General features: G+C 71.7%; 18 protein-coding genes. 13 read left to right on the top strand and 5 right to left on the bottom strand.

Annotation, left to right across the window (positions count from 1 at the left end; all coding sequences use genetic code 11):
- Positions 1 to 303 precede the first annotated feature (303 nt).
- From dpgA to ACLQ2W_RS14855, 3 genes are all read left to right on the top strand, one after another.
- Positions 304 to 1494: a 3,5-dihydroxyphenylacetyl-CoA synthase DpgA gene (gene dpgA / locus ACLQ2W_RS14865; protein WP_425786913.1), complete on the top strand. Its 1191-nt coding sequence runs from the start codon at positions 304 to 306 to the stop codon at positions 1492 to 1494.
- Entirely contained in the window at positions 1488 to 2207 is a 720-nt protein-coding gene (gene dpgB / locus ACLQ2W_RS14860; protein WP_425786912.1) for an enoyl-CoA-hydratase DpgB, read from the top strand. The genes dpgA and dpgB overlap by 7 nt, the downstream gene beginning before the upstream one ends.
- A gap of 196 nt (positions 2208 to 2403) precedes the next feature.
- Complete coding sequence (locus ACLQ2W_RS14855; protein ID WP_425786911.1) at positions 2404 to 3996, top strand: alpha/beta hydrolase; 1593 nt, start codon at positions 2404 to 2406, stop codon at positions 3994 to 3996.
- 202 nt (positions 3997 to 4198) lie between these two features.
- Here ACLQ2W_RS14855 and ACLQ2W_RS14850 read toward each other — a convergent pair whose 3' ends face one another.
- The 4 genes from ACLQ2W_RS14850 to ACLQ2W_RS14835 all read right to left on the bottom strand — a co-directional run bounded on the left by ACLQ2W_RS14850 (position 4199) and on the right by ACLQ2W_RS14835 (position 9105).
- Positions 4199 to 5074, bottom strand: a complete 876-nt coding sequence (locus ACLQ2W_RS14850) for a S41 family peptidase (protein WP_425786910.1) — start codon at positions 5072 to 5074, stop codon at positions 4199 to 4201.
- A 128-nt stretch (positions 5075 to 5202) separates the two neighbouring features.
- Positions 5203 to 5853: a MerR family transcriptional regulator gene (locus ACLQ2W_RS14845; protein ID WP_281942485.1), complete on the bottom strand. Its 651-nt coding sequence runs from the start codon at positions 5851 to 5853 to the stop codon at positions 5203 to 5205.
- Positions 5831 to 7375, bottom strand: coding sequence for an MFS transporter (locus ACLQ2W_RS14840; RefSeq protein ID WP_425786909.1), 1545 nt, complete (start codon positions 7373 to 7375; stop codon positions 5831 to 5833). The genes ACLQ2W_RS14845 and ACLQ2W_RS14840 overlap by 23 nt, the downstream gene beginning before the upstream one ends.
- Positions 7376 to 8277: 902 nt before the next feature.
- On the bottom strand, positions 8278 to 9105 hold the full coding sequence (locus tag ACLQ2W_RS14835; protein WP_405090050.1) for a helix-turn-helix domain-containing protein: 828 nt from the start codon (positions 9103 to 9105) through the stop codon (positions 8278 to 8280).
- A 948-nt stretch (positions 9106 to 10053) separates the two neighbouring features.
- Here ACLQ2W_RS14835 and ACLQ2W_RS14830 point away from each other — a divergent pair.
- From ACLQ2W_RS14830 to ACLQ2W_RS14795, 8 genes are all read left to right on the top strand, one after another.
- Positions 10054 to 11049, top strand: coding sequence for a DUF1702 family protein (locus tag ACLQ2W_RS14830; RefSeq protein ID WP_425786971.1), 996 nt, complete (start codon positions 10054 to 10056; stop codon positions 11047 to 11049).
- Positions 11046 to 16832, top strand: coding sequence for an SDR family NAD(P)-dependent oxidoreductase (locus ACLQ2W_RS14825; RefSeq protein WP_425786908.1), 5787 nt, complete (start codon positions 11046 to 11048; stop codon positions 16830 to 16832). The genes ACLQ2W_RS14830 and ACLQ2W_RS14825 overlap by 4 nt, the downstream gene beginning before the upstream one ends.
- 2 nt (positions 16833 to 16834) lie before the next feature.
- Entirely contained in the window at positions 16835 to 17275 is a 441-nt protein-coding gene (locus tag ACLQ2W_RS14820) for an acyl-CoA thioesterase (RefSeq protein ID WP_281942478.1), read from the top strand.
- Positions 17272 to 17805 (top strand): flavin reductase family protein, encoded by a 534-nt coding sequence (locus tag ACLQ2W_RS14815; protein WP_425786907.1) that lies wholly within the window; start codon positions 17272 to 17274, stop codon positions 17803 to 17805. Before ACLQ2W_RS14820 ends, ACLQ2W_RS14815 begins: the two co-directional genes overlap by 4 nt.
- 29 nt (positions 17806 to 17834) lie before the next feature.
- Positions 17835 to 19163, top strand: coding sequence for a cytochrome P450 (locus ACLQ2W_RS14810; RefSeq protein ID WP_425786970.1), 1329 nt, complete (start codon positions 17835 to 17837; stop codon positions 19161 to 19163).
- Positions 19164 to 19249: 86 nt separating this feature from the next.
- On the top strand, positions 19250 to 21220 hold the full coding sequence (locus ACLQ2W_RS14805) for a CRTAC1 family protein (protein WP_425786906.1): 1971 nt from the start codon (positions 19250 to 19252) through the stop codon (positions 21218 to 21220).
- Positions 21217 to 22272, top strand: a complete 1056-nt coding sequence (locus tag ACLQ2W_RS14800; RefSeq protein ID WP_425786904.1) for an enediyne biosynthesis protein — start codon at positions 21217 to 21219, stop codon at positions 22270 to 22272. The genes ACLQ2W_RS14805 and ACLQ2W_RS14800 overlap by 4 nt, the downstream gene beginning before the upstream one ends.
- A 221-nt stretch (positions 22273 to 22493) precedes the next feature.
- Positions 22494 to 23342, top strand: a complete 849-nt coding sequence (locus ACLQ2W_RS14795; RefSeq protein ID WP_405090045.1) for a maleylpyruvate isomerase N-terminal domain-containing protein — start codon at positions 22494 to 22496, stop codon at positions 23340 to 23342.
- Positions 23343 to 23417: 75 nt separating this feature from the next.
- Here the strand turns inward: ACLQ2W_RS14795 and ACLQ2W_RS14790 are convergent, their stop codons facing one another.
- Positions 23418 to 24770: an FAD-dependent oxidoreductase gene (locus ACLQ2W_RS14790; RefSeq protein WP_425786903.1), complete on the bottom strand. Its 1353-nt coding sequence runs from the start codon at positions 24768 to 24770 to the stop codon at positions 23418 to 23420.
- Positions 24771 to 25022: 252 nt separating this feature from the next.
- On the opposite strand from ACLQ2W_RS14790, the gene ACLQ2W_RS14785 reads away from it, so the two are divergent.
- A complete protein-coding gene (locus ACLQ2W_RS14785; RefSeq protein WP_396773445.1) occupies positions 25023 to 25496 on the top strand; it encodes a hypothetical protein in 474 nt (157 codons plus the stop codon).
- Positions 25493 to 26035 (top strand): copper resistance CopC family protein, encoded by a 543-nt coding sequence (locus tag ACLQ2W_RS14780; RefSeq protein WP_425786902.1) that lies wholly within the window; start codon positions 25493 to 25495, stop codon positions 26033 to 26035. The genes ACLQ2W_RS14785 and ACLQ2W_RS14780 overlap by 4 nt, the downstream gene beginning before the upstream one ends.
- Positions 26036 to 26090: the final 55 nt, after the last annotated feature.

Genomic DNA, 26090 nt, shown 5'->3' with positions numbered 1-26090 from the left:
CGACCGACAGGGCGTTCGGAAAGGCTTTCCGACAATCCCCGCGCCGAAGCCTCGGGCGACTCCGGCGGACATCGGAAACACATTTCCTGACTACGCCGGCATGGGCGCCGGTCATATTCGACGGCGCACTATGGGATGTGATCGGGTATCCGTCGGGCGATAGAGTCTTAGCTGTTGATTAGGTGCGAGCGTGACTCATTCGAGCCGACACCGCGCAACCTCCAAGATGCGGCGTCCCAACCTGGGACCGCACCGTAGGCGTACGAGCATAATGCGCCTGGCCCAAAAGCCAGGCTTGCTGAGATGCGGAAGGAAGATCTGCGCGTGACCGTTGACATCGCCAACACCCAGAGGCCGTACGCTCGGACACTGGCAGCAGAGTCTCCCATTTTCCAGTCCAGCCCCTGCGAGTCCACAATTGTCGGGGTGGGCACGGCCTCGTCCTCCACACCCTTCTCCCAGCAGGACCTGCTGGACACCTTCGCGATCTCCGATCCGAAGATCCGGTCGGTCTTCCTCAACAGCGCGATCCGCCGGCGTTTCCTCGACCTGCCGTTGCCGGGAGACGACGGCCTCCCGTCTGCGGAGACCCAGGCGGACCTGCTCGACCGGCACAAGCGGCTGGCCGTGGACATGGGGCGGCGTGCCCTGCAGGCCTGCCTGGACGATGCCGGGGCGTCGCTCTCCGACATCCGCCACCTCTGCTGCGTGACGTCCACCGGATTCCTCACGCCGGGGCTCAGTGCCCTGCTCATCCGTGAGCTGGGCATCGACCGGCACTGTAGCCGGAGCGACATCGTGGGGATGGGCTGCAACGCGGGGCTCAACGCGCTGAACGTCGTGTCGAGCTGGTCCGTGGCCAATCCGGGCGAGCTCGCCGTGGTGTTGTGCACCGAGGCGTGTTCTGCCGCGTACGTGATGGACTCGACCATGCGCACCGCGGTGGTGAACAGTCTGTTCGGCGACGGCGCCGCCGCGCTGGCCCTTGTCGGCCGCCCCGCCGGCGACTTCCTGGACGCCACCGGCGGCGATTCCTCGGGCGCCGCCGGCGGCGGTCCTCGCATCCTCAAGTTCGCGAGTTGCATCATCCCCGAGGCGATCGACGCCATGCGCTACGACTGGGACAGCGTCCAGAACCGGTTCAGCTTCTTCCTGGACCCGCAGATTCCCTACGTCGTCGGCGCGCACGCGGAAATCGTCACGGACCGGCTGCTGGCGAACACCGGTCTGCGTCGTAGCGACATCGGGCACTGGCTCGTGCACGCGGGCGGCAAGAAGGTCGTCGACGCGGTGACGGTGAATCTCGGACTGAACCGTCACGAGGTGCGGCACACCACCAGCGTGCTACGTGACTACGGCAACGTATCAAGCGGCTCGTTCATCTTCTCGTACGAACGGCTCCAGCAGGAGAGAGTGACGGCCCCGGGCGATTATGGAGTGCTGATGACCATGGGTCCTGGTTCCACGATCGAGACAGCGTTGATCCAGTGGTGAGCGCGGCAACCGTCCGGACCGGCCGGGGCGAGCGTGGCGCCGGCGACGGCACGCGAGGCGATGTCGAGCTTCGCATCGACGGCTCGAAACCCCTGACGATGGAGTCCGTCGCCGCGGTGGACGCCGCCTGCACGGTGGCCGAGTCGACCAAGGCCACCACCCTGCTCGCGGTGCACCTGACCGGCACCCCCGGCAAGGACTGGACGCACGGCCTGGAGGTGGCGCTGGTCAGCAAGTGGGAGCGGTCGTTGCGCCGGCTTGAGCGGCTCACCGTCACGACTGTCGCGGTCGCCTCCGGCGACTGCGGGGGTCTCGCCCTGGACGCCCTGCTGGCGACGGACTACCGCATCGCCACGCCCGACGTCCGGCTGTCCCCGTACGTCGACGGCGAAGCCACCTGGCCCGGCATGGCGATCTTCCGACTCGCCCAGCAGGCCGGCGGGACCCGGCTGCGCCGGGCGATCCTCTTCGGCGCCCATCTGGACGCCACCGAAAGCGTCGACCTGGGCATCGTCGACGAGGTGACAAGCGATCCGGGCATGGCCCTGACCGCCGCGGCCGAGATGGTGAGCGGTCTCTCCGGCAGAGAGGTGGCCGTCCGCCGACAACTGATGTTCGACGCGCCGACCACCAGCTTCGAGGACGCCCTCGGCCGTCACCTCGCGGCCTGCGACAGAGCCCTGCGGCGGTCGGCCGGCCCCGGGGCACGGTAGTCGGATCCGCTCCCGCGCGACGCAAGGGAGCCGGGGTGGGAGTGGGGCCGGAGCCGGTCGGCGGCGCCGGCCCCACGCACCGCGTGTGCTGTCTCCGGAGGCTGACGCCGCACTCTGCGAGAATTGTCGGCCCGTCGCTCCATCTACAGTGGACCTCTCCCGGGCGGAGAGACGAGTCCCGCGATGAGGGGGAATTGTGGATCGAAAGATCGCGAAGGGCCTCGCCCTCGTCGTCACCGCGGTGATCGTGGCGGTCACGCCCGCGGCGGGCGGCTCGGCGGCGCCCGCGGTGGAGCCGGCGACGACCGCCAGGATCACCTGGAAACCCTGCGGGACGCCCGAGCCGCACGACGGCGGCGCCGAGTGCGGCCTGCTCGACGTGCCGCTGGACTACCGCAAGCCGACCGGCAGGAAGATCCAGATCGCGGTCTCGCGGATCAGGGCGACGGTGCCCGCCAAGGACTACCAGGGCGTCATCATCGCCCTGCCGGGCGGGCCCGGCAACGCCGGGCTGTGCACGTCAGCGGCGGTGTGCGTCCCCGCCGCCGTCGGCGGCGCCTACGACTGGATCGGCTTCGACCCGCGTGGCGTCGGCGCCAGCGTTCCGGCGTTGTCCTGTGACGAGGACTACCTTCACGGGCCGCGCCCGGAGTACGTCCCCTGGCGCCCGAGCATCGAGCAGACCTGGCTCCGCCGGTCGAGGAACTACGCCGAAGCCTGCCGGGTGGCCGGCGGCGCGCTGCTGGACCACATGACCACGCTCGACACGGTCCGGGACGTGGAGTCGATCCGCAAGGCGCTCGGCATCGGCCAGGTCAACCTGTACGGCATCTCGTACGGCACCTACCTCGGCCAGGTGTACGGCACGGTGTACCCGAGGACGGTGCGCCGCATGGTGCTCGACAGCAACATCGACCCGCGCAAGGTCTGGTACCAGGCCGCCCTGGCCCAGGACGTGAACTTCGAACGCAGCCTGCGCATGTGGTTCGCGTGGGTGGCGACGTTCGACCACGTCTACCACCTCGGCAGCACCGCCGACCAGGTCCGGAAGCGCTGGTACGCGACGCAGCACAAGCTGCGTACGGCGCCGGCCGGCGGCGTCGTCGGCCCGGCCGAGTTCACCGACATCTTCATCTACGCCGGCTACTTCCAGGCGATCTGGCCGACCCTGGCCGACCTGTTCGTCAGCGCCGTCGACGACCCCGACGCCGAGGTGCTGGTCGCGGCGTGGGAGAGCTCCTTCCGCCCGGCCGACGACAACGTCTTCGCGGTCTTCAACGCGGTGCAGTGCACCGACACCCGGTGGCCGCGGAGCTGGGCCACCTGGCGGCGTGACAACTGGCGTACGTTCCTCGGCGCACCGTTCGCCACCTGGTACAACGCCTGGGGCAACGCACCGTGCCTCTTCTGGCCCGGCACGGTCTCCACGCCGGTCGAGGTCGACGGCTCGAAGGTCCGGAGTGTGCTGTTCGTCGGCGGCACGCTGGACGCGGCCACGCCGTTCGAGGGCAGCCTCGAGGCCCGGCGCCGTTTCCCGAACGGATCGCTGCTGGCGGAGGTCGGCCAGACCACGCACGTCCTCTCGTTCAGCGGCAATCCGTGCGTCACCGGCGTCATCGCCGACTACCTCACGACGGGCCGGCTGCCGCAGCGCAAGGCCGGTGACCGACCCGACGCGACCTGCGACCCCCTGCCGCCGCCCGACCCGACGGCCACGTCGTCGCAGACGTTGTCCCGACTGGTCGACACCGGCGCGGCATGGGCGCCGGGGTTCCGCGCGCGACGCTGAGGTGTCGCCGGTCGACGCCGCGCGGCTCCGGGTAGCCTGCCGCGGCGCGGCCGTCGGCGCGGACGAGGGTGGACAGGCCCGCGCGCCAGGCCGCCGCTGACGGGCCGGTCGATGACTGCCCGTGGCCGTGGACGGCGCATCGCGGGACCGGTGGCGCCGCGGCGCCGGGGCGCGGCCGGTGGCCGACCCCCGGCGCCGCCGCTCAGTGCCCCCGCCGCCCCGGTTCACCCGCCGCGTCGAGCAGCTCCGCGTACGCCACGTCGAAGGCGGTCGCCGCCGGCACCGCGAGATCGGGCTCGACACCGGTGCCCTCCCAGTTGCCGCCCGTGATCGGGTTGATCGAGTAGGCGTGCGGCACCGCGATCTCCATCGTCGGCGTCAGCTCGTGGACGGTGGCGAGGTTCGCTCCGCCACGCGTCGTCCCGCCGACCAACCGGGCCCGGCCACGCACCTTCAGGTTCAGGCAGAGATCCTCGGCGCCGGAGAACGTCCGGTCGCTTGTCAACACGTACAGCGGGCGGTCGAGGTACCGCTCGCCGGGCAGCCACGCCAGGCTCCACAACTGTCGCGTCCGGTCGGTGACCCGGTCGTAGATGCTGTTGAGGTGCGTCGGTCCGGCCGGCAGGAGGTAGCTGCTCCACAGCACGACGCCGTCCGGTGAGCCGCCGCCGTTCTCCCGCAGGTCGAGGATGAGCGCGTCGGTGCGGGACACCAGCTCCATCGCGCCGATGATCGCCCGGCCGCCGTTCGCGGAGCCGCTCATGCGGCGTACGTCCAGGTAGCCGATGTTGCCGTCGAGGATCTCGACCCGACGGACGCTGGCGCCGGCGGGAGCGCGGCGCTCGTCCCGCACCCGGACCCACAGGTGCGTGTCCGGGCACACGTCGAGCAGGTCCTCGGTGAGGCGTTCGGCGAGCGTCGAGTCGTCCAGGCCGTCATAGGCGCCGGCGGTCAGTCGCTGCCGCAGCGCCGTGGCTGCCGCCTCGGCCCGCTCCGGGGAGACGTAGCGCTCCCGCAGCAGCTCGATCGCCCGCGCGACCGGGTGCACGCGCACCGTGTCGGGTTGGGTGACGATCATGAGAACTCACATTCGTCGAGGTGGGGGGCCGGCGCCGGGCGTCGTCGCCGCAGCCGGCCGGCCCGGCGGTCGGCCGGGCGGTGCCCGGCGGTGCGCGCCTGCGCGTGACCGCGGGTCAGGGCCGGGCGCTACGCAGGCCGGGCGTCGGCCGTCTTCGGGCCGAAGCGCAGTGTCGCGTGGTGCTCCTGGGCCATCCGCCGCAACGCCGACAGCGCCACGTCGAGCAGGACCCCCCGCACCACCACGGCGGCCCGGTCGGCGCCCACCCCGTCGGCGGGCAGCAGGTCGAGATCCTGGACCGCGAGTTTCTCGGCCGCCTCCGCGTACGGGAGGAAGTATTCCATCCCGCATTCGCAGCCCAGCCGCTGCAGGGTGAGCACCACGAGCGCGAGACGGTCCCGGCTGGGCGCATCCATGTCGAGGGACCAGCCGAGTTCCTTGACGAAACGGTCGACGTCGGCGCGCACCTGTTTCGCGCCGTCCACGCTGTGCAGCGCCGGCTCCTGCGGAAACAACGCGCGGTCGACGAGCGAATACAGCGCGGGCAGCGGCACCTTGTCGTTCTCGATCGCGGTCAGCAGCTCCCGCACCGAGGTGAGTTCCAGCTGACCGATGTTGGTCAGGGCGCGGATGAGCCGCAGCCGTCGCAGATGCGCTTCGCCGTACGCCGCCTGGTTGCGGCCGGTCGGGGTGCCGGGCGGGAGCAGGCGCTCCCGGAGGTAGAACTTTATCGTTGCGATCGGTACGCCTGTCTGCCTACTGAGATCTGAGATACGCATCAGGTTCCCCGCTATCGACAGCACCGGCCAGACCAGAGTAAGGGTCGGGTTGCATGTTCGTCACCTTCGATGTTGCGTTTGGTGCAACTTGCTCCCGCGGAACGATACGCGCCGGTGCCCGCGGGTGGCGTCGCATGGCCGTGGCCAGCCCGGCGCCGGCGAACAGCACGCCGGCGACCACCGAGAGCGCCGGCCGGCTGGCCGTGGCGAAGCCGTCGTGGAACGCGGCGCGGTGCGTGGAGTCGGGCAGGCGGTTCTGCAGCACGGCGCCGATCAGCGCGGCGCCGAGTGCGGCACCGGCCTGGCGGGCGGTGTTGAGCAGGCCGGACGCCGCCCCCGCGCGTCGCGAGGTGATACGACGCATCGCCTCGGTCGTGGTGGGCGCGATGGACAGGCCCATGCCGATACCGATCGCGACGAGCGGCCCGGCGAAGGTGCGCCACGACGACGAGGGGCCGGGCAGCAGCGCGACTCCGAGCACGCCGACGGCCTGCAGCGCGAGGCCGACGACGAGGAGGATCCGGCCGCCCACCCGGTCGGCGAGCCGGCCGGCGACCGGTGCGACGGCGCTGAGCGTGACCGTCCACGGTAGTGCGGCGAGGCCGGAGTCGAGCGGGCTCATGCCGAGCATGTTCTGGGTCTCCAGCACGAAGACGAACAGAAAGCCGTACAGGGCGAGGGAGCTGATGGCCGTCAGCACCGTGGCGATGGTGAAGTTCCGGTCACCGAAGAGGTCCAGCGGCAGCAGCGGCTCGGCGGCCCGCCGCTCCCACCAGACGAACAGCGCGAGCAGCACCACCCCGGCGACGAGGACGTGCGGGATGCCGACAGGTCCCAGCACCCGACCCCACGCGTACCGCTGCCCCTCGACGAGGCCGAACACGATGGCCAGCAGGCCCCCGGTGGCGAGCGCGACGCCCACCGCGTCGAACCGGTGCGCCCGGTCGGGCCGCAGGCGGGGCAGGTACCGTGCCGCGAGCAGCAGTCCGGCCAGACCCACCGGCACGTTGAGGTAGAAGATCGACTGCCAGCCGGCCTCCGTGACGAGCAGACCGCCCAGGGTGGGGCCGCTGACCGCGGCGACGCCGGCCACCGCGGTGAAGATGCCGAAGGCGGCGCCGCGGCGCTGGGGAGGAAAGACGGCGGAGATCAGGACCAGGGCCTGGGGCAGCAACGCCGCGGCGCCGACCCCCTGCAACACCCGGGCGGCGACCAGCTCGCCGGTGTGCCGGGACGACGCGCACCAGACCGACGCGACGGTGAACACGGCGAGGCCGACGACGAAGACCCGGCGCGGGCCGACCCGGTCGCCCAGCCGGCCGAATGTGATCAGCAGCGAGGCGAAGGCCAGCAGATATCCGTTGAGCACCCACAACGCCCCGTCCACCGGGGTGCGCAGCTCCGCCATGATGTGCGGCGCTGCGGTGTTGACGATCGTGGTGTCCAGCAGGATGAGGAAGTTCGCCAGACACAGCACGGCAAGGACGGACCACGGGTTGCGGTGCGCCGGTCGGTGGGGCATGTCACTCCTCGGATCGATTCCCGGCCACGGTGCCGAGGGGTTGGCACTCCTCGACGCGCCGCTCAGCGACGGATCCGCGGGTACGGCACCCGGCCGCCGGCCGTGGACATCGGGGAGGGCGGTCCCGGCCGCGCGCCCCCGGGCCGTCGCCCGCGTACGTCACGTCGACCCGGGTCCGCGCGCCGACCGGTGGCGCCTCGGCGACCCGGCGCCCCGGTCCGACGCGCCGGCCGTGGCGGCGCCCCTGCCGGCCGAGGGGTCGGCGATGGTTACGTCGCCGGTCTGCCGGGTGTCACGGCGTCGCCCCCCTGTCGGTGGGATCAGGAATTGCGGATCAATCGTCTGGGAGGCCCGGATCGGGTGCACCTCCGTGGTTGCTTCCCATTGACGACAGTGGATGAAAACGCCTCTTTGCCGGGCGGGAGTCCCTGGCGCGCGGGGGAGCTTCCCACGCCGTACTCGTCGCGCGAGAACCGCCGGGAAGGGTGAGCCCGGGTCGCCCGCCGAACCGCCACGACCGGTGGACGGTCGAGCGCCGGCGCGACCTCGTCGGGCCGGGACCACGCGCGGCGCGCGAGGACGCGACCGATGGGCGTCCGCCATCCGGGCGGAATGCGCGGGGCGTGGCCGCCGCTTCCCGGACGTGCTGCGCGGGCGGCCTTCACGGCGACGGCGCGACGGCCTCGCGGGCCACGGCCCGAGCGCTCGGGGCGGCATTCGGTCACGCCGGCCGGCCCGGCCGGCCGACGGGCGCGGCGGCGACGGTGAACGGCGGGCGGCCGCGGTGGGAGTCGGGGCGCGGCGATCCGGTCGCCCGTCACCCGGGTCGTTCCGTGGCCAGCCCGCCTCACCTGCTCGGGCTGGACCGTCGACCTCGTCGGATCGGAATCAGATCGGACCGCTCACGCGGCGGAGCGGCCCGCCGCGACCGCGGCGCCGATCGACGACACCGCGCCCATCCGCTCCTCGGCCACCCGGGCCAGCGCGAACTTGCGCTGGTCGAGCAGCGCCAGCAGAACCGGGGGATCCATCGCGCGGACCGGCTGCAGGTCGAGGTCGGCGTGCAGCACGCCGTCGCCCCGCATGTGCAGGGGACCGACGGTGGCGACGCAGACGGTCTGGTCTCCGTCGTCGGCGACCATGTCGGCGTCCAGTTCCCCGTTGACCGACTGGGCGAGGAGAAACCAGTTACCCGGTGGTACGCCGTCGAGCTGGTATGCGCCCGGGCGGGACAGGACCGTGCAGCGGACCGGCTGCCCTTCCGGGATGCGATCCGGGAACAGGCCCAGGAACACCGGACTGTCCACATGCGATTCCGGGGCCCAGGCGCGGCCCTGCACCCGGGCGTTGTGCGAGTGCCCCATCCGGTAATCGGGGTCGGTCGCGATCTGCGGGGCGAAGCCGGCCAGTCGGCGGTACGTCGTGGGTGGCATTCCCACGCTCCGGGTGAATCGGGAGCTGAAAGTCCCGACGCTGTTGTATCCCACTCGCATGCTGATATCGGCGACACTCAACGAGGTGGAGACGAGCAGGTGCTTGGCGCGCTGCAGACGCAGGGCGGAGAGGAAGCGGCCCGGCGTCACACCGGTGGCTCGCTGGAAGACCCTCGTGAAGTGAAACTTGCTGAACATGGCAGCGCGGGCCATGTCGTCGACGGTGAGCTGCTCGCCTAGCTTTTCGTGCATGGCGGCGATCGCTCGCCGCACAGCCTTCTCGATTGGATCGTCCACAGCGGTTCCCCCAATGACCTGCAAATCTCATCATGCTGACACTGCCTAGCGGACGGCCCCCGTGAGTCCAGTCTGCTTTGATGTGGCGAATATTGGCGGTGGTCACCGCCGCTGGCATTTATGCGGGCTATCCATGAAATGAGCCTATTCCCACCTCCTGAGACCGGCGGTATTGCTGGCGTCGAGGTTAGCCGAGCCATCGGGCGATGGCAACACCGTCAATGACGACGCGAGCACGGAGCGCAGTCATGGAGTCGCATGCACAGAAGTGCTGTCCTCGCACGTCAGAGCCGCATTGGCGGATGGGGGCGGGCGGATAGCGGCACACTCCGCTGCTGATAGTACGAATCTCCAGTCGCCATAATTAGCCAGGTCCATTTTCCCCGAAGCGCCGCACTTGGTGCCGCCTTGTCGCGGGGTGGATGTTCGGGAATGGACGGATCTGTCCGGTGCGTCTCGTGAGCCTTCCGTCGCCGCCTGTCGACGGGTGTCTCCGCTGGTCATCCCGTAATTGCGGGGGGTTGCCGGATAGGCAAGTTTGAAGATGACGGTCCACTGGCCGCTGCGTAGATTTGCGGAAAGTCCATTCCGTGATTGGCCGCGATGGTGGGTGCCCGCAGAACCATTCGTGCGTACCCGGTGTGCTGCCGCTACGTCGGAATCCACGGCACGCTCCCTCGCCAAGTTCCGGATGCCGCTTCCGGACGGGGGCCGACGACGGCCATCGTGGTATCGGCGGAGCCTCCGCATCCGTCTCCTGCATTGCGCTGATCTGCGGGAAACCGTAATGCGTACTCTCCAGTTCCCGTTTTTGTGGTGTGGGGAGTCGATTCTATTGCGGTTTACCGGCGCGATCGCCGTGGCGAATGCGAACGACCGCAATGCAGGAGAATTTTCTGCCCACGGATGCGTAACAATGAGGCTCAAGTGGGCAGACCGGAGAAGATGATGACTGCTTGGAACAAGCTTCGACGCCGCATTCTGACCCCCGATGTGGGGCAGACAAAACTCAGTACGCGAGGATTCCACCTCAAGGACGAGCAGGCCCGCGACCGCCTCGAAACGGTCGGCAGCTCGTTCCTGCACGGCTTCGCCGCCGCCGCGGAGGCGGACGGCCCGCCGGAGGCGGCGCCGGTGGTCGAGTCGTCGCCGGCCGCGTTCCGGGGCTTCGCCTACGAGGGCGCGGCGATGGCGTTCGCGATCCGTGACGCCCTGCCCGGGCGGTCGCGGCACGTCGCCCGCTTCCTCGCCGACCACGACGAGCACGTCTACATGGCGTACGTCGGGGTGGGCTGGGCGATGGCCCGACTGCCGCGTCCCTTGTGGTCGCGCCTGCACGCCCCGGATCCCCTGCTGCGCTGGCTCGTCCTCGACGGGTACGGGTTCCACCAGGCTTACTTTAAGACCGACCGCTACGTTCGCCGGCGGGACGCTCCGTCGGCGTTTCCGTGGCCCACCGACGGTCCACGGGACTACTCCCGGGACTACTCCCTGCGGGCGATCGACCAGGGCATCGGGCGGGCCTGCTGGTTCGTGGCCGGAACGGACGCCCAGCAGCTCGTCCGCCTCCTCGACGCGTTCCCCGAGCACCGCCGCTCCGACCTGTACGCCGGCGCCGGGCTCGCCGTCTGCTACGCCGGTGGCGGGAGTGAGCAGGAACTGAACTGGCTCGCCCGGACCGCGGGGGAGTACCGGCTGGAACTCGCGCAGGGCGCCGCGTTCGGGGCCGCGGCCCGCGTCCGCGCCGGCCTGGTGATGCCGCACAACGAACTGGCCACCGGCGTCCTGTGTGGAATGTCGGTGGACGAGGCCACACGAGTGACCGATGAGGCGCGGGTCGGGCTACCCACCGACGACGTCCTGCCCGCCTACGAAGTCTGGCGCCAGCGCATCAAGAGCGCCTTCATTCCGTTGGTAGCGACACGAAAGCCGAGTGAGCAATGACCAGTATTGCCGTGGTCGGGATGGCGTGCCACTACCCCGACGCCCGTTCGCCGCAGGAGCTGTGGGAGAACGCCGTCGCGGGTCGCCGGGCGTTCCGGCGGCTCCCCGACGTCCGCATGAACCATGACGACTACTGGGACGCCGATCCGGCCGCCCCGGACCGCTTCTACGCGCGCAACGCCGCCGTCCTGGAGGGCTACGAGTTCGACCGGGTCGCCTACAAGGTCGCCGGCAGCACCTACCGGTCCACGGATCTGGCGCACTGGCTGGCCCTGGACACCGCCGCGACGGCGCTCGCCGACGCCGGGTTCCCGATGGGTGAGGGCCTGCCGCAGGAGCGGACCGGCGTGGTCGTCGGCAACACCCTGACCGGTGAGTTCTCCCGCGCCAACCAGATGCGCCTGCGCTGGCCGTACGTGCGGCGGACCGTGGCGGCGGCGCTGCGGGCGGAGGGCTGGGACGACGAGCGGATCTCCACCTTCCTCGCCAGCTACGAGGCGGCGTACAAGAGCCCGTTCCCGCCGCTGGACGAGGACACCCTCGCGGGCGCGCTGTCGAACACCATCGCCGGCCGCATCTGCAACTACTTCGATCTCAAGGGCGGCGGCTACACCGTCGACGGCGCCTGCTCCTCGTCGCTGCTGTCCGTGGTGACCGCGTGCCGGGCGCTGCTCGACGGGGACCTGGACGTCGCGATCGCCGGCGGCGTCGACCTGTCCATCGACCCGTTCGAGGTCATCGGCTTCGCCAAGACCGGCGCGCTGGCCACCGGTGAGATGCGGGTCTACGACCGGACCTCCAACGGGTTCTGGCCCGGTGAGGGCTGCGGCATGGTGGTGCTGATGCGCACCGACCGGGCCGTCGAGGCCGGTCACCGGATCTACGCCTCGGTCGCCGGGTGGGGAATCTCCTCCGACGGCCACGGCGGCATCACCAGGCCCGAGGTCGACGGCTACCGGCTCGCGCTGCGCCGCGCGTACGCCCGGGCCGGCTTCGGCGTCGACACCGTCGGGCTCTTCGAGGGACACGGCACCGGCACCAAGGTCGGGGACGCCACCGAGCTGACGGCGCTGTCCAGCGCCCGGGAGGCGGCGAACCCGGAGGCGCCGCCGGCCGTGATCGGCTCGGTCAAGGGCATGATCGGCCACACCAAGGCCGCCGCCGGGGTGGCCGGGTTCATCCGCGCCGCGATGGCCGTGCACCACGAGGTGCTTCCCCCGAGCGTCGGCTCCGTCGACCCGCACGAGATCCTCACCGACGACGGGGCCCGGCTGCGCACGCTGCGCAAGGCCGAGCCGTGGCCGGCCGAGGTGGCGGTGCGGGCCGGGATCACCGCGATGGGTTTCGGGGGCATCAACACGCACGTCGTGCTCGAACGGCACGGGCCGCGCCGGTCGGTGCCGGACCGCCGGGTGCGGGCCCTCGCCACCTCGGTCCAGGACGCCGAGCTGCTGCTGGTCGACGCCGCCTCGGCGGAGGAACTCGCCGAGCGGCTCGCCGAGCTGAGCGCCTTCGTGCCGGCGATCTCGTACGCGCAGCTCGGCGACCTCGCCGCGACGCTGCACCGCGACCTGCGCGGCCGGCCGTTCCGCGCGGCGATCGTCGCCTCGTCGCCGGAGGAGGCCGAGCGACTGCTGACCGCGGCCCGCGAGGCCGTCGAGTCCGGCGAGGCGAAGCTGATCCGCCCGGACGGCCGGTTCCTGCTCGGACACGTCAGCGGCCCGGCCCGGATCAGCTTCCTCTTCCCGGGGCAGGGTTCCGGACGCGGCGTCAGCGGCGGCGCGCTGCGGCGGCGGTTCGCCGAGGTCGAGGACGTCTACCTGCGCGCCGCGCTGCCGACCGGTAGCGACGTCGTCGCGACCGAGGTCGCCCAGCCCCGCATCGTCACCGGGTCCGTCGCCGGGCAGCACGCCCTGGCCCTGCTCGGCATCGAGGCGTCGACCGCGATCGGGCACAGCCTCGGTGAGATCGTGGCCCTGCAGTGGGCCGGCGCGATGAACGAGGAGACCCTGCTGCGGGTGGCCGGCCTGCGGGGCCGGACCATGGCCGGACACAGCCGGGCCGGCACGATGGCGGACATCGGGGCGCCTCCCGAGATGCTCGACACGATCATCGGGGACCTGCCGGTCGTCGTGTCCGCCTACAACGGGCCTGAGCACACCGTCGTCTCCGGATCGGTCGACGCGGTCGAGGCGGTCTGCCGCAACGCCCAGGCGGCCGGACTGAGCGCGACGCGGCTGCGCGTCTCGCACGCGTTCCACTCCCCGTTGGTGGCTCCGGCCGCCGACGCCTTCGCCGACACCCTCGCGGACGAGACGTTCCAGCGGGTGGGGGCCCGGGTCGTCTCCACCGTCACCGGTGACGTGCTCCCCGCCCGGACCGACGTGCGGGCCCTGCTCCGCCGCCAGATCACCGACCCGGTCCTGTTCAACCAGGCCGTCGCGCTGGCCGCCAAGAACACCGACCTGTTCGTCGAGGTCGGGCCGGGGCAGGTGCTCACCGGGCTGGCCGGCACGGTCACCGATGTTCCGGTGGTCGCGTTGGACACCGACAGCGAGTCGCTCGCGAGTCTGCTCCGGGTCGCCGGCGCCGCGTACGTCACCGGCGCCGCGCCCGCCCCGGCGGCGCTGTTCGACGGCCGGCTCGTGCGACCGCTGGAAGTGGGCGCCACGTTCTCGTTCCTGACCAGCCCGTGCGAGCGGGCGCCGGAGCTCGACCCGGCGATCGAGCGTGGCCCCGCCGTGGCGGCGCCGTCCGTCGTCGCCGACTCCGCCGGGCCGGACGGGGAATCCACCCAGGACCTGCTGCGGCGGCTCACCGCGGACCGCGCCGAGCTGCCGCTCGAACTCGTCGGACCGGACAGCCGGCTCCTCGACGACCTGCACCTCAGCTCCATCACGGTCGGCCAGGTGGTGAACCAGCTCGCCCAGCGTCTGGACGTGCCGCCGGCCCAGATGCCGATCAACTTCGCCACCGCCACCATCCGCGAGCTGGCCGAGACGATGGAGAACCTCGCGAAGACGGCCCGGGACAGCGATGCCGCCGCCACCCCGGTGGTGTCCGGGGTGGCCGCCTGGGCCCGGCCCTGGCGGGTCGACCTCGACGAGGTGCCGCTGCCGGCGGTGCCCGCCGACGCCACCGCGAAGAACGGCCCGTGGCACCTGCACGCCGACGCGGACCACCCGTTCGCCGCGGAGCTCGCGAGCACGCTCGAACAGTCCGGGCTCGGCAGCGGAGTCCTCGTCTGCCTGCCGCCGGACTGCACGGAGGAGCAACTGGAGTCCGCGCTGCGGGGCGCCCAGCAGGCGCTCACCGCCGGCAGCACCCGCTTCGTCCTGGTCGGACACGGCCGCGGCGCGGCGGCGATCGCCCGGACGTTGCACCTCGAGGCGCCGACCGTGCTGGTCACCGTCGTGCACCTGCCCGCCGCCACCGAGGCCGCGGTCGAGCTGGTGGTGAAGGAGGTCGCCGCCACCACCTCCTTCACCGAGGTGCACCACGACGACGGCGTCCGGCGGGTCCCGACCCTGCGCGCGATGCCGGTGCGGCCGGGCACCCCGGTGGCCCCGCTCGGCGCGGACGACGTGCTGCTGGTCACCGGTGGGGGCAAGGGCATCACCGCCGAGTGCGCCCTGGCCCTGGCCAGCGACAGCGGCGCCCGGCTGGCGCTGCTGGGCCGCTCCGACCCCGCCGAGGACAGCGAGCTGGCGGCCAACCTGGCCCGGATCGCGGAGGCCGGCGTCACCGTGCGGTACGCCCGCGCCGACGTCACCGACGCCGCCGCCGTCGGCCAGGCGGTGCGGGACCTCTCCGCCGAACTCGGGCCGGTCACCGCGGTCCTGCACGGCGCGGGCCGCAACGAGCCGGCCGCACTGCCGAGCCTCGACCCGGCCGCGTTCCGCGCCGCCCTGGCGCCGAAGGTCGACGGTCTGCGGGCGGTGCTCGACGCGGTCGACCCGGCCCGGCTCCGGTTGCTCGTGACGCTCGGCAGCATCATCGGCCGGGCGGGGCTGCGCGGCGAGGCGCACTACGCCACCGCCAACGACTGGCTGGCCGAGGAGACCACGGCGTTCGCCCGGGCGTACCCCGACTGCCGCACCATGTGTCTGGAGTGGTCGGTCTGGTCGGGCGTCGGCATGGGCGAGCGACTGTCGGTCGTCGAGTCGCTCAGCCGTGAGGGCGTCATGCCCATCACTCCCGACCAGGGCATCGCGATCCTGCGGCGTCTGGTCGCCGACCCGGCGACGCCGGGCGTGGTGGTGATCAGCGGGCGCACCGAGAGCGTCCACACGGTTCGCTACGACCTGCCGTCGCTGCCGCTGCTGCGGTTCGTCGACCGCGTGCTGATCCGCTACCACCAGGTCGAACTGGTGGTGGAGACGGAGCTGAACGTGGGCGCCGACCGCTACCTCGCGGACCACGATCTCGACGGCAACCTGCTGTTCCCGGCCGTGTTCGGGATGGAGGCCATGGCGCAGGTGGCCACGGCCGTCTCGGGCGTCGACGCGGTCCCGGTCATCGAACGGGCGGAGTTCCTGCGACCCATCATCGTCTCGCCGCACGGACACACGAAGATCCAGGTGGCCGCGCTGGTGACGGACGACGACACCGTCGAGGTCGCGATCCGCAGCGAGGAGACCGGCTTCGCCGCCGACCACTTCACCGCGCGACTGCGCCTGAGCGGCGAGGCCGCCCCGGACGGCCCGCCGGACCAGGTGCCGGACGGGTTGGCCCCGGCCTCGATCACGCCGTCCGACGACCTGTACGGCGAGATCCTCTTCCAGGGCGCCCGGTTCCAGCGGCTCCGGCAGTACCACCGGGCCGCCGCCCGTCACGTGGACGCGGTCGTGGCGGCCGACGAGTCGACCCAGTGGTTCGCCCCGTACGTCTCCCCGACGCTGTTGCTGGGCGACCCGGGCGTCCGCGACGCGCTCATGCACGGCAACCAGGTGTGCGTGCCGGACGCCACGCTGCTGCCCGCCGGCGTGGAACGGATCCACCCCGGCGGCGCGAAGCTCTTCGCCGCCCGCGAGCTGCGCTACTGCGCCACCGAACGGGAGCGTGACGGCGACACGTACATCTACGACATCGCCCTGCGCGACGAGGCCGGGACCACCGTCGAGCGGTGGGAGGGGCTGCGGCTGCGCGCGGTCCGGAAGCAGGACGGATCCGGCCCCTGGGTGCCCCCGCTGCTCGGCTCCTTCCTGGAGCGTGGGCTCGGCGACCTGGGGATCACCGACGTGGCGGTGGCGATCGAGTCCGACCCGCCCGCGCCGGCGGACCCGGCCGAGCGGACCGCCGCGCGTCGCCGGGTCAGCGCGGTGGCCGCCGGGCACGCGCTCGGACGGCCGGTCGAGATTACGTACCGGCCCGACGGGAGACCCGAGGTCGCCGGGGAGCGCACCGTCTCGATCGCGCACGGCGCCGGGATCACGCTGGCCGTCGCCGCGGAGGGCGTGCTCGGCTGCGACGTCGAGAGCGTGGCGCCGCGCGGCCCCGAGGAGTGGCAGGGACTGCTCGGTCCGCACGCCGGGGTGGCGGAACTTCTCGCCGGCCGGCCCGGTGAGACCCCGGACATCGCCGCCACCCGCGTCTGGACCGCGATGGAGGCGATGCAGAAGGCCGGACTGCCGATGCACGGACCGCTCGTCGTGGCCGACGCGGATCGTCCCGGCTGGGTGCTCTTCGGCGCCGGCGGCGCCCGGGCCGCCTCCTTCGTCACCAGTCTGCGCGGCGGCGAGGGTCAAGTGGTGATCACTGTTCTGGCTGGTGCGAAGGGATGACCATGGAGAGCTACTACGAGCTGCGGCACACCGTCGGGTTCGAGGAGACGAACATCGTCGGCAACGTCTACTACGTCAACTACCTGCGGTGGCAGGGCCGGTGCCGGGAGATGTTCCTCAAGGACCGGGCCCCGGCCGTCCTCGCCGACCTGCAGGCCGACCTCAAGCTCTTCACGCTCAAGGTCGAGTGCGAGTTCTTCTCCGAACTCACCGCGTTCGACGAGATCGCCGTCCGGATGCGGCTGATCGAGCGGGCGCAGACGCAACTCGAGTTCGGCTTCGACTACGTGCGCCTCGGCCCGGCCGGCGAGGTCCTCGCCGCCCGGGGGATCCAGCGCGTCGCCTGCATGCGTGGCCCGAACAACCGGACCGTGCCCACCCGGGTTCCGGAGGCGCTCGAGGACGCCCTTGAGCCGTACCTCGCCGTCGGAGCCCGGCGATGACGACCTTCGACACCGAAGAGGTGACCGACTCGACGCACATGCGTCGCGTCTACGGAACCTTCGCCACCGGCGTCACGGTGGTCAGTGTCGGTGGGGACGAGCCGCACGCCATGACCGCGAACTCGTTCAGCGCCGTGTCGCTCGATCCACCGCTGGTGCTGGTCTGCATCGACCGGGACGCCCTCATGCACCAGGCGCTCAGCCGCGCCGGCACCTTCGGCATCTCCGTGCTGGCGCCCGACCAGGAGGCGGTGGCGCGCTACTACGCGGACCGGCGCCGGCCACTGGGCCTGGAACAGTTCGAGTTCGCCGACTGGCGGCCGGGCGGGCGGACGGACGCGCCGTTGCTCGCCGGGGCCGTCGCCCACTTCGAGTGCGAGCTCTGGCGGTCGTACGACGGGGGAGACCACACGATCTTCCTGGGTCGTCCGCGGGGCATGCGCCGGTACGGCGACGGCGAAGCCCTGGTCTTCCTCGGTGGCCGGTTCCGCCGGCTCGAGATGGCGCCGTCCGCGGTGGTGACGTCGTGACCGCGGTCGTGCACCCGGCGTCGCCGTCGATGAACGGGCCGTCGCGCGCCGCCGCGGTCAACATGTTGATCATGATGAACCGGGACCGGCTCGGCATGATGACCACCGCGGCGGCCCGCTGGGGCGACGCCGCCCGGCTGCCGGTCGGGCCGAAGACGCTCTACTTCTTCAACCACCCCGGCCACGCCAAGCACGTGCTCGCGGACAACGCCGCCAACTACCACAAGGGCATCGGTCTGGTGCACGCCCGCCGGGCGCTCGGCGACGGACTGCTCACCAGCGAGGGTGAGCTGTGGCGCAAACAGCGCAAGGTGGTGCAGCCGGCGTTCCAGAGCCGACGCATCGCCGCGCAGGCCGGCATCGTCGCCGAGGAGGCGGCGGCCCTCGTCGACCGGCTCCGGACGCTCGGCCGCCAGGGCCCGGTGGACGTGTTCCACGAGATGACCGGGCTGACGCTCGGGGTGCTCGGGCGCACCCTGCTCGACACCGACCTCGGCCGGTTCCCGTCGATCGGCCGTGACTTCACCGCGGTGCAGGACCAGGCCATGTTCGAGCTGGCGACGTTGAGCGCCGTGCCGCCCTGGGTGCCGCTGCCGCGTCAGCTGCGGTTCCGGCGCGCCCGTCGTCGGCTGCAGACGATCGTCGACCAGCTCGTCGACGAGCGCGGGGACCACTCCGGCGACCGCGACGACGTGCTGTCGCGGCTCATCGTGTCCGCCCGGGCCGAGTCCGACCCGCGGGTCGGCCGGCAGCGGCTGCGGGACGAGCTCGTGACCCTGCTGCTGGCCGGGCACGAGACCACCGCCAGCACGCTGAGCTGGGCGCTCTACCTGGTCGACAAGCATCCCGAGGTACGCGAGCGGCTGCGGGAGGAGGCCACCACCGTGCTCGGGGACCGGCTGCCGACCTTCGACGACCTGGGCCGGCTGCGGTACACCGCGATGGTCATCGACGAGGTCGTGCGGCTGTACCCGCCGGTGTGGATCCTGCCGCGCAAGACGCTCGCCGACGACGTGGTCGGCGGATATCACGTGCCGGCCGGCGTCGACGTGCTGATCTGCCCCTACACGCTGCACCGGCACCGGGCCTTCTGGGACCGTCCCGAGGAGTTCGACCCGGAACGCTTCGACCCGGTCCGGTCCACCGACCGCCCGCGCTACGCCTACATCCCGTTCGGCGCGGGACCGCGGTTCTGCGTCGGCAACCATCTCGGCCTGATGGAAGCCGCCTTCGTGCTCTCGATGCTGGTCCGGGAGCTGCGGCTCACCAAGGTCGCCACCCACCAGGTCGTACCGGAGCCGATGTTGTCGCTGCGCATGCGCGGTGGCATGCCGATGACCATCAGCTCGGCCGACTGACGGACAACCGGGTGACGGACCGCCGTCACCCGTGACCGCACCACACAGGAGCCCGTCCTCGACGGGCGTCACCCCGAGGGGGAGCGTTGCCACCGAAACCAGTGGGTCCGCTGCGCCGGCTCATTCCCGCCATCTTCGTTCTGGTGCTCGTCGCGGGGCTGTTCACGATCTCGCGACTGCCGTCCGCGTCCGCGGCGGACCGGGAGGCGATGGCATCGCGGTTCGCGTTCACCGAACTGCCCATCGCGTTCCCGCCGGGCCTGCCGCAGCGCACGGTCCGCACCGTGAACCCGAAGTACAAGCACATCCGTTCCTGGATCTCGTCGGTCGGCGCCGGTGTGGCGCTCAACGACCTCGACGGGAAGGGCGGCGCCAACGACCTGTGCCTCGTCGATCCGCGCAGCGACAGCGTCGTCGTCACCCCCGCGCCCGGCGGCGGCGCCACGTACGCGCCGTTCGTGGTCGAGCCGGCGCCGCTGCCGATGGGTCCGGCGATCGCGCCGATGGGATGCGTGCCGGGCGACTTCAACGTCGACGGCCGCACCGACCTGCTGGTCAACTACTGGGGTCGGACGCCCGTGCTGTTCCTGCAGAAGAGCGACGCGCGGGGTCTGAGCCTGGCGTCGTACCACCCGGTCGAGCTGATCCCGCAGCAGAAGACCACCGACGGGCTCTACCGCGGGCCGCTCTGGAACACCAACGCGACAGCGGTCGCCGACTTCGACGGCGACGGCCGACCCGACATCGGCATCTTCAACTACTTCCCGGACTCGCAGGTGCTCGACCCGCAGGGCCTGCCCAACGTGCAGATGAACCACTCCATGTCCCGCGCGCAGAACGCGGGCGGGGCGCACATCCTGCGCTGGACCGGGGCCACCAGCGGCGCCGAGCCGACCGCCACCTACGAGGTGCAGGACGCGATCGACCCCCGGTACGCCACCGGGTGGACGCTCGCCTCGGCCTCCGCCGACCTCGACGGTGACCTGCTGCCCGAGCTGTACCTCGCCAACGACTTCGGCAACGACCGGTTCTTCCACAACGTGTCGGTGCCCGGCCGGATCAGGTTCACCCTGGCCGAGGGGCGCCGTGGCCCGCTGGACCCGAAGTCGCTGGTGATGGGGCACGACTCGTTCAAGGGGATGTCCGTCGACTTCGCCGACCTGTCCGGCACCGGCCGGTTCGACGCCTTCGTCAGCAACATCACCGAGTCGTGGGGGCTGGAGGAGAGCAACTTCGTCTGGCTGAACACCGCGAAGACCCCGCAGGAGGCGCGCGACCGGATGAGCAAGGGCATCGCGCCCTTCGAGAACCAGGCCGCGGCGAAGAACCTCGCCTGGGTCGGCTGGGGCTGGGACGCGAAGATGGCCGACTTCGACAACAGCGGCCGGCTCGTCGTGGTGCAGTCCTGCGGCTTCGTCAAGGGCACGATCAACCGGTTCAACTGGCTCCAGGAGCTGGCCGCCAGCAACGACCTGATGCTGCGCGAGCCCGACATGTGGCCCAACGCCCAGCCCGGCGACGACATCGCCGGCTCCAACGCGCTGGCGTTCTGGGCGCCGGAGGGCAACGGCCGCTACGTCGACCTGAGCCCGCAGCTCGGGCTCGCCGACCGGACCCCGACGCGCGGGGTCGCCGTGGGAGACACCGACGGCGACGGCCGCCAGGACTTCGCGGTGGCGCGGCAGTGGGGACCACCGGCCTTCTACAAGAACACCAAGACGGAGATCGGCAACTTCCTCGGGCTGCGGCTGCACCGGCCCGCGCTCGGCGCCGGCCAGTCCGGTGACGCCGGCACCCCGGCGTACGGCGCGCAGGCGCGGGTGACCACGGCCGACGGCCGCACCCAGCTCGCCCAGCTCGACGGCGGCGGCGGGCACTCGGGCAAGCGCAGCTTCGACGTGTTCTTCGGGCTGGGCGCCCAGGGCGCCGCACCCGTCACCGTCGAGCTGAGCTGGCGCGATCTCTCCGGCACCCGGCACCAGCAGACGCTGTCCCTCTCCGCCGGGTGGCACGACCTCATGCTCACCGACCGAGCCCAGGAGCTGACCAAGCCATGACGGACGTCAAACGCGCCCCGGAAGGCGCGACCACCACGGTCGAGGCCGCCGACGCGGCCCGCAACGGCGCCGGCCCGGCCGGGGCCCACCGGGGCGTCGACACCCGGCCGCCCGTACCCCGGGTGGACAAGCGTGACCCGCGCTACCTCGCCCTGCGGAACTTCGCCATCTCCATGTCCATCCTCAACATCCTCGGTTACACGATCCTCGGCTTCGAGCAGCCCTGGACCTGGCCGCTGTTCGTCCTGGCGCTCGGGTACACGGTGGAGCTGGTGATCGAGGCGGTCGCGGCCCGGTCCCTGGGCCGCCGGCCGGCCTACAGCGGCAACGGCGCATGGGGCGTCTACACGTTCCTGCTGCCCACCCACATCACCGCGCTCGCGGTGAACATGCTGCTCTACGCCAACGACATGTTCTGGCCGATCGCCTTCGCGGTGGTGGTGGCCATCGGTCAGAAGGCGGTGCTGCAGGCGCCGATCAACGGGCGCATGCGGCACTTCATGAACCCGTCGAACTTCGGCATCACGATCGCGCTGATCACGTTCTCGTGGGTCAACGTGGCACCGCCGTACCACTTCACGGAGAACGTGCCCGACGTCTTCCGGATGTTCATCCCGATGGTGGTCCTCACCGCCGGCACCATCCTCAACGCGATGCTCACCAAGAAGGTCGCGCTGATCGTGGGCTGGGTCGGTGGCTTCGTCATCCAGGCGCTGATCCGGCACTACGTCTGGGACGTGCAGCTCTGGTCGGCGCTGAGCATCATGACCGGGGTGGCGTTCGTGCTGTTCACCAACTACATGATCACCGACCCGGGCACCACGCCGTCGAAGGCGCGGAACCAGTTCATGTTCGGCTCCTCGGTGGCCATGGTGTACGGCGTCCTGATGGTCTTCAACGTGGTATACACGCTGTTCTTCGCGGTCACCATCGTCTGCCTGGCGCGGGGCCTGTTCTGGTGGGGCAAGTGGCTGATGGCGCGGCGCGGCGAGCGCACCGCGGTGCAGCCGGTGCCGCCGCCCGCGGCGGTCGAGCTACCGATCGCCCGCTGACCCGCCACCTGTCACGACACCGACCGGACCGTCCTCAACCCCGCGGGGCACCGCGGTGGGGAGGACGGTCCGGTCGCTTTACCGACACGTGCGCGCCGCCGCGGCGCGGAAAGCTTCCCCCCGGATGTTCCCTCCGTCGTCTACTGTGCACACTGGGTACCCGTGATGTTCGGTCACCGCGGGCTTCCCACGATGCTCGGCAACCGGACGGAGGCACCGGCATGGAAGTGTCCACCCAGCAGTGGGAGTCGATCCGCGACGACGTCACCGCCGCCGGCGAACGGTTCGCCGCCCTGGTCGAGAAGGCCCCGGCGGACGTGCGGGCGACCCGGGAGTGGTCGGTCGTCGACACCGCGGTCCACCTCGTCACGGTGACCGACCTCGACGCCGTCATCACCCGGTCCTACCCCGAACCCGCGTTTCCGCACCCCGGGCTGTACGAGCAGTGGCAGCGCACCAACGTCGACGATCTCGCCCTGCTCAACGTCGAGGTGATGCGCCTGTGCGAGGAGCGTGACCCGGCGGCGCTGGCGGCCCGGATCCGCGCGAACTGCGCGGCGATGCTCGACGCCACGAGCGACGTCGACCCGTCGGCGCCACTGCCCTGGCTGGGCAGTTCGACGCTCACCATGGCGGGGCTGTTCGCCCACATCGTCAACGAGTTCAACATCCACGGCTGGGACATCGCCCGGGCCGCCGGTCTCCCGCACGAGATCCCGCCCGGCGAGGCGGCGGCGTTCTTCGAGGTCTTCTTCGTCGGGCTGGTCCGCGACGGATACGGTCACCTGCTCGACACCCCGAAACCGTTGCCCGACGTGCGCGTGGCGGTCGCCTTCGAATCGCGGCACGCGCGCCCGGTGACCCTGCTGCTCGACCGGAACGTGGTGAGCGTCGCCGAGCCGGGCACCCGACCGGACGTCCGGGTCAGCTACGACCCGGTGGTCCTCAACCTGATGCTCTTCGGCCGGGTCTCACCCGTGCGGGCGATGCTCTCCCGCGGCGTCCGCGTCGGCGGCCCCAGGCCGTGGCTGATGCTCGCGTTCATGCGCAAGGTCCGCTGCCCGAGCTGACGGTGCGCACGCCGCCGGTGACCCCGGCGGCGTGGGGGGTGTCGACGCCGCGCTGAGCCCGGCGGCCCGCGACGGTCACCGGCCGCCCGCGACACCCGCCGACGGCACCGGGTCGGCGCCGCCACCGAGCAGGACCCGACGCGCGATCGCGGGTCGGAGCAGTCGGGTCGGCGGGTCCACCAGGTTGAGCACGCGCAGGAACGCCTCGCCCAGCACCGCATCGGTCCGGGCCGCCGCGTGCAGCCGGTGCACGTACCAGTTGACCAGCCGGACCCGCGCCGAGCGCGGGCCCGGCACCTGCGGGAACCGCAGGTCCGTGCCGACCGCGATGGACCACGGGCCGTCGATCAGCTTGCCCGCGCCGCGGAAGAAGCGCCGGGCCAGCCGGTCCGGGCCGCCGGACAGGAGGGAGCGGAGCAGCAGGCCCTCGGTGGCGGCGACCGTCATGCCCTGGCCGTACACCGGATTGAAGCTGCACACGGCGTCGCCGACCACCAGGTAGCCGAGCGGGAAGCGGCGCAGCCGCTCGTAGCGTCGGCGCACGCTCGCCGGATAGCGCATCTGGGCCGGGCCGCCCACCGGGACGGCGTCGCGCACGAAGCGGCTGATCACCGGCATGCCCAGTGACTCGGCGAAGCGGGTGAAACCCTCGTGGTCCGACGGCGGCTGCTCACCGAGCATCCCGCTGAGCGCCACCGCGAACCGGCCGTCCTCCTGCGCGGCGACGATGCCGGTGCGGGGGCGACCCGGCACGGCGTTGGTCAGCGCGCCGAGCAGTCCGTCGAGGTGCCGGGGTTCGCGCTGGTAGACGCGGGTGACGTAGGTGACGTCCACCGGGACCCGCTGTTCCGGCGGGGTCGGGTAGCCGAGTTCGGCCAACCACACCGGGCTGCGGGAGGCCCGACCGCAGGCGTCGACCACCAGGTCGGCGTGGATCGGGTACGCGGCCCCGACGCGCGGCGTCACGAGGACGCCGATGATCCGGCCGCGGTCCTCGGTGCTCAGCAGCGCGGTCGCCTCGGCGGGCGGGCAGAACCGGACGTTGCCCAGGTTCCGTACCCGGGCGCGCACCGTGCTCTCCAACAACGGGCGGCTCACGCCCACGCCGACCAGGTCCGAGGCGGCGCGCCGCATCGGGTGGCCGTCGTTGCACCAGTGCACCTGATCGTGCAGGTCGACAAGGGGCGCGCCGGCGGCGGACAGTTCGTCGCTGAGCCCCTCGAAGAGCTCGTCGAGGGCCCGCCGGCCGCGCGCCAGCAGCACGTGCAGTTGGCGGGACTGCGGCACCCCGCGCCGGGCCGCCGCCGCCTCGGGCAGCGGGTCGCGGTCGACGATGGTGACGGTGTCGTACGCCTCGCTCAGCACCCGGGCGGCGATCAGGCCGGCCATGCTGCCGCCGAGCACCACGGCGTCGCCTGCGGAGACCATGACCGGAATGCTAGGCGGGCCGGACGGGCCCCTCGCCTCTCGACGTGCGCACCTCGACGGCGTGCGCCCAAAGGCAAGGCAGCACATTTGAAGATAGCTATCCGTGGCGGCTGCGTTACACAATGGAGCGATTCGTGTTCGTTGACATTGGGAGTCGCCGTGTCCAACCTCGTGGAGTCTTCGCCGGCCACCAGAACCGGCCGCCCCTGGGGGCTCAACGGCCGCCACCACCGAGCCGCCCTCTCCGTGTTCATGGTCATCGTCCTGGCGCACTGGGCCGAGCACCTCACCCAGGCGTACCAGATCTGGGTGCTGGGCTGGACGCCCGCGCAGGCGCGCGGCGTGCTCGGGATGCCGTTCCCGTGGCTCATCAAGTCCGAATGGCTGCACTACGGGTACGCGATCGTGATGCTGGTCTTCCTGTTCCTGCTGCGCCCCGGGTTCGTCGGCCGCAGCCGGACCTGGTGGACGGTCGCGCTCGCCATCCAGTTCTGGCACCACATCGAGCACTTCCTGCTGCTGGTCCAGGCGCAGAGCGGGCACTTCCTGGCCGGTCGTACGGTGCCGACCAGCATCCTGCAACTGGTGCTGCCCCGCGTCGAGCTGCACCTGTTCTACAACACGGTGGTGTTCCTGCCGATGGTCGTCGCCATGTACTACCACCTGCGGCCATCGCGGGCCGAGTCGCGGGACATGATCTGCAGCTGCCGTCCGCTGCCGGCATGACCTCCTCCGTGTCACCGACCCGTCGCCGGCTGCTCCTCGGCGCTGCCGGCGTCGGGCTGGCGCTGCTGGTGGTCTACCTCGTCTTCGGCCGGGCGGCGCCGGCCCAACTGGAGGCCGTCGAGCCGGTCGACGGCGCGTCGGTCGCCGTCTCGCCCACCCAGGTGGCGCTGCGGTTCGACGCCGCCCCGCACCCGCGCGTCATGCACCTCACGGTGATCGGCCCCGGCGGGGACAAGGTCTCCACCGGCGATCCGGTCCTGAACGACAACCGGATCAGCGTCCCGATCTCGGCCAGCCGCCCCGGCCCCTACCAGGTCGGCTACCACGTCGAACTCGACGACGGCACGCCCGTCGCCGGGATCGCCACGTTCACGGTCGGCCAGGGGACGGAAACCCCCACGGGACCGGTCGAGGCCGCCGCCCCGGCGCACGAACACCACCTGGAGCGGGACACGAGCACCCTGGTGCTCGTCCTGATCGATCTGGTGCTGGTGGCCGGCCTGGTGTCGGTCCTGCTGCTTCGGCCACGGGTGCGCTGACCCGGCCACCCGGCGGCGCCGCCCGGTCCCCGGGGCGGGCGGCGTCGGGACGGCG

This window comes from Micromonospora sp. DT227, assembly GCF_049841835.1.
In the GTDB taxonomy this organism is placed as follows: domain Bacteria; phylum Actinomycetota; class Actinomycetes; order Mycobacteriales; family Micromonosporaceae; genus Micromonospora.
This window is presented reverse-complemented; position numbering and strand designations above follow the sequence as displayed.

Excerpts from the sequence above, each read along its gene's own strand:
- dpgA (WP_425786913.1), top strand. The coding sequence starts at position 304 with ATGCGGAAGGAAGATCTGCGCGTGACCGTTGACATCGCCAACACCCAG.
- ACLQ2W_RS14850 (WP_425786910.1), bottom strand. The coding sequence starts at position 5,074 with ATGATCGTCACCCAACCCGACACGGTGCGCGTGCACCCGGTCGCGCGG.
- ACLQ2W_RS14845 (WP_281942485.1), bottom strand. The coding sequence starts at position 5,853 with ATGCGTATCTCAGATCTCAGTAGGCAGACAGGCGTACCGATCGCAACG.
- ACLQ2W_RS14840 (WP_425786909.1), bottom strand. The coding sequence starts at position 7,375 with ATGCCCCACCGACCGGCGCACCGCAACCCGTGGTCCGTCCTTGCCGTG.
- ACLQ2W_RS14830 (WP_425786971.1), top strand. The coding sequence starts at position 10,054 with ATGACTGCTTGGAACAAGCTTCGACGCCGCATTCTGACCCCCGATGTG.
- ACLQ2W_RS14825 (WP_425786908.1), top strand. The coding sequence starts at position 11,046 with ATGACCAGTATTGCCGTGGTCGGGATGGCGTGCCACTACCCCGACGCC.
- ACLQ2W_RS14820 (WP_281942478.1), top strand. The coding sequence starts at position 16,835 with ATGGAGAGCTACTACGAGCTGCGGCACACCGTCGGGTTCGAGGAGACG.
- ACLQ2W_RS14815 (WP_425786907.1), top strand. The coding sequence starts at position 17,272 with ATGACGACCTTCGACACCGAAGAGGTGACCGACTCGACGCACATGCGT.
- ACLQ2W_RS14810 (WP_425786970.1), top strand. The coding sequence starts at position 17,835 with ATGAACGGGCCGTCGCGCGCCGCCGCGGTCAACATGTTGATCATGATG.
- ACLQ2W_RS14800 (WP_425786904.1), top strand. The coding sequence starts at position 21,217 with ATGACGGACGTCAAACGCGCCCCGGAAGGCGCGACCACCACGGTCGAG.
- ACLQ2W_RS14795 (WP_405090045.1), top strand. The coding sequence starts at position 22,494 with ATGGAAGTGTCCACCCAGCAGTGGGAGTCGATCCGCGACGACGTCACC.
- ACLQ2W_RS14790 (WP_425786903.1), bottom strand. The coding sequence starts at position 24,770 with ATGGTCTCCGCAGGCGACGCCGTGGTGCTCGGCGGCAGCATGGCCGGC.
- ACLQ2W_RS14785 (WP_396773445.1), top strand. The coding sequence starts at position 25,023 with ATGGTCATCGTCCTGGCGCACTGGGCCGAGCACCTCACCCAGGCGTAC.
- ACLQ2W_RS14780 (WP_425786902.1), top strand. The coding sequence starts at position 25,493 with ATGACCTCCTCCGTGTCACCGACCCGTCGCCGGCTGCTCCTCGGCGCT.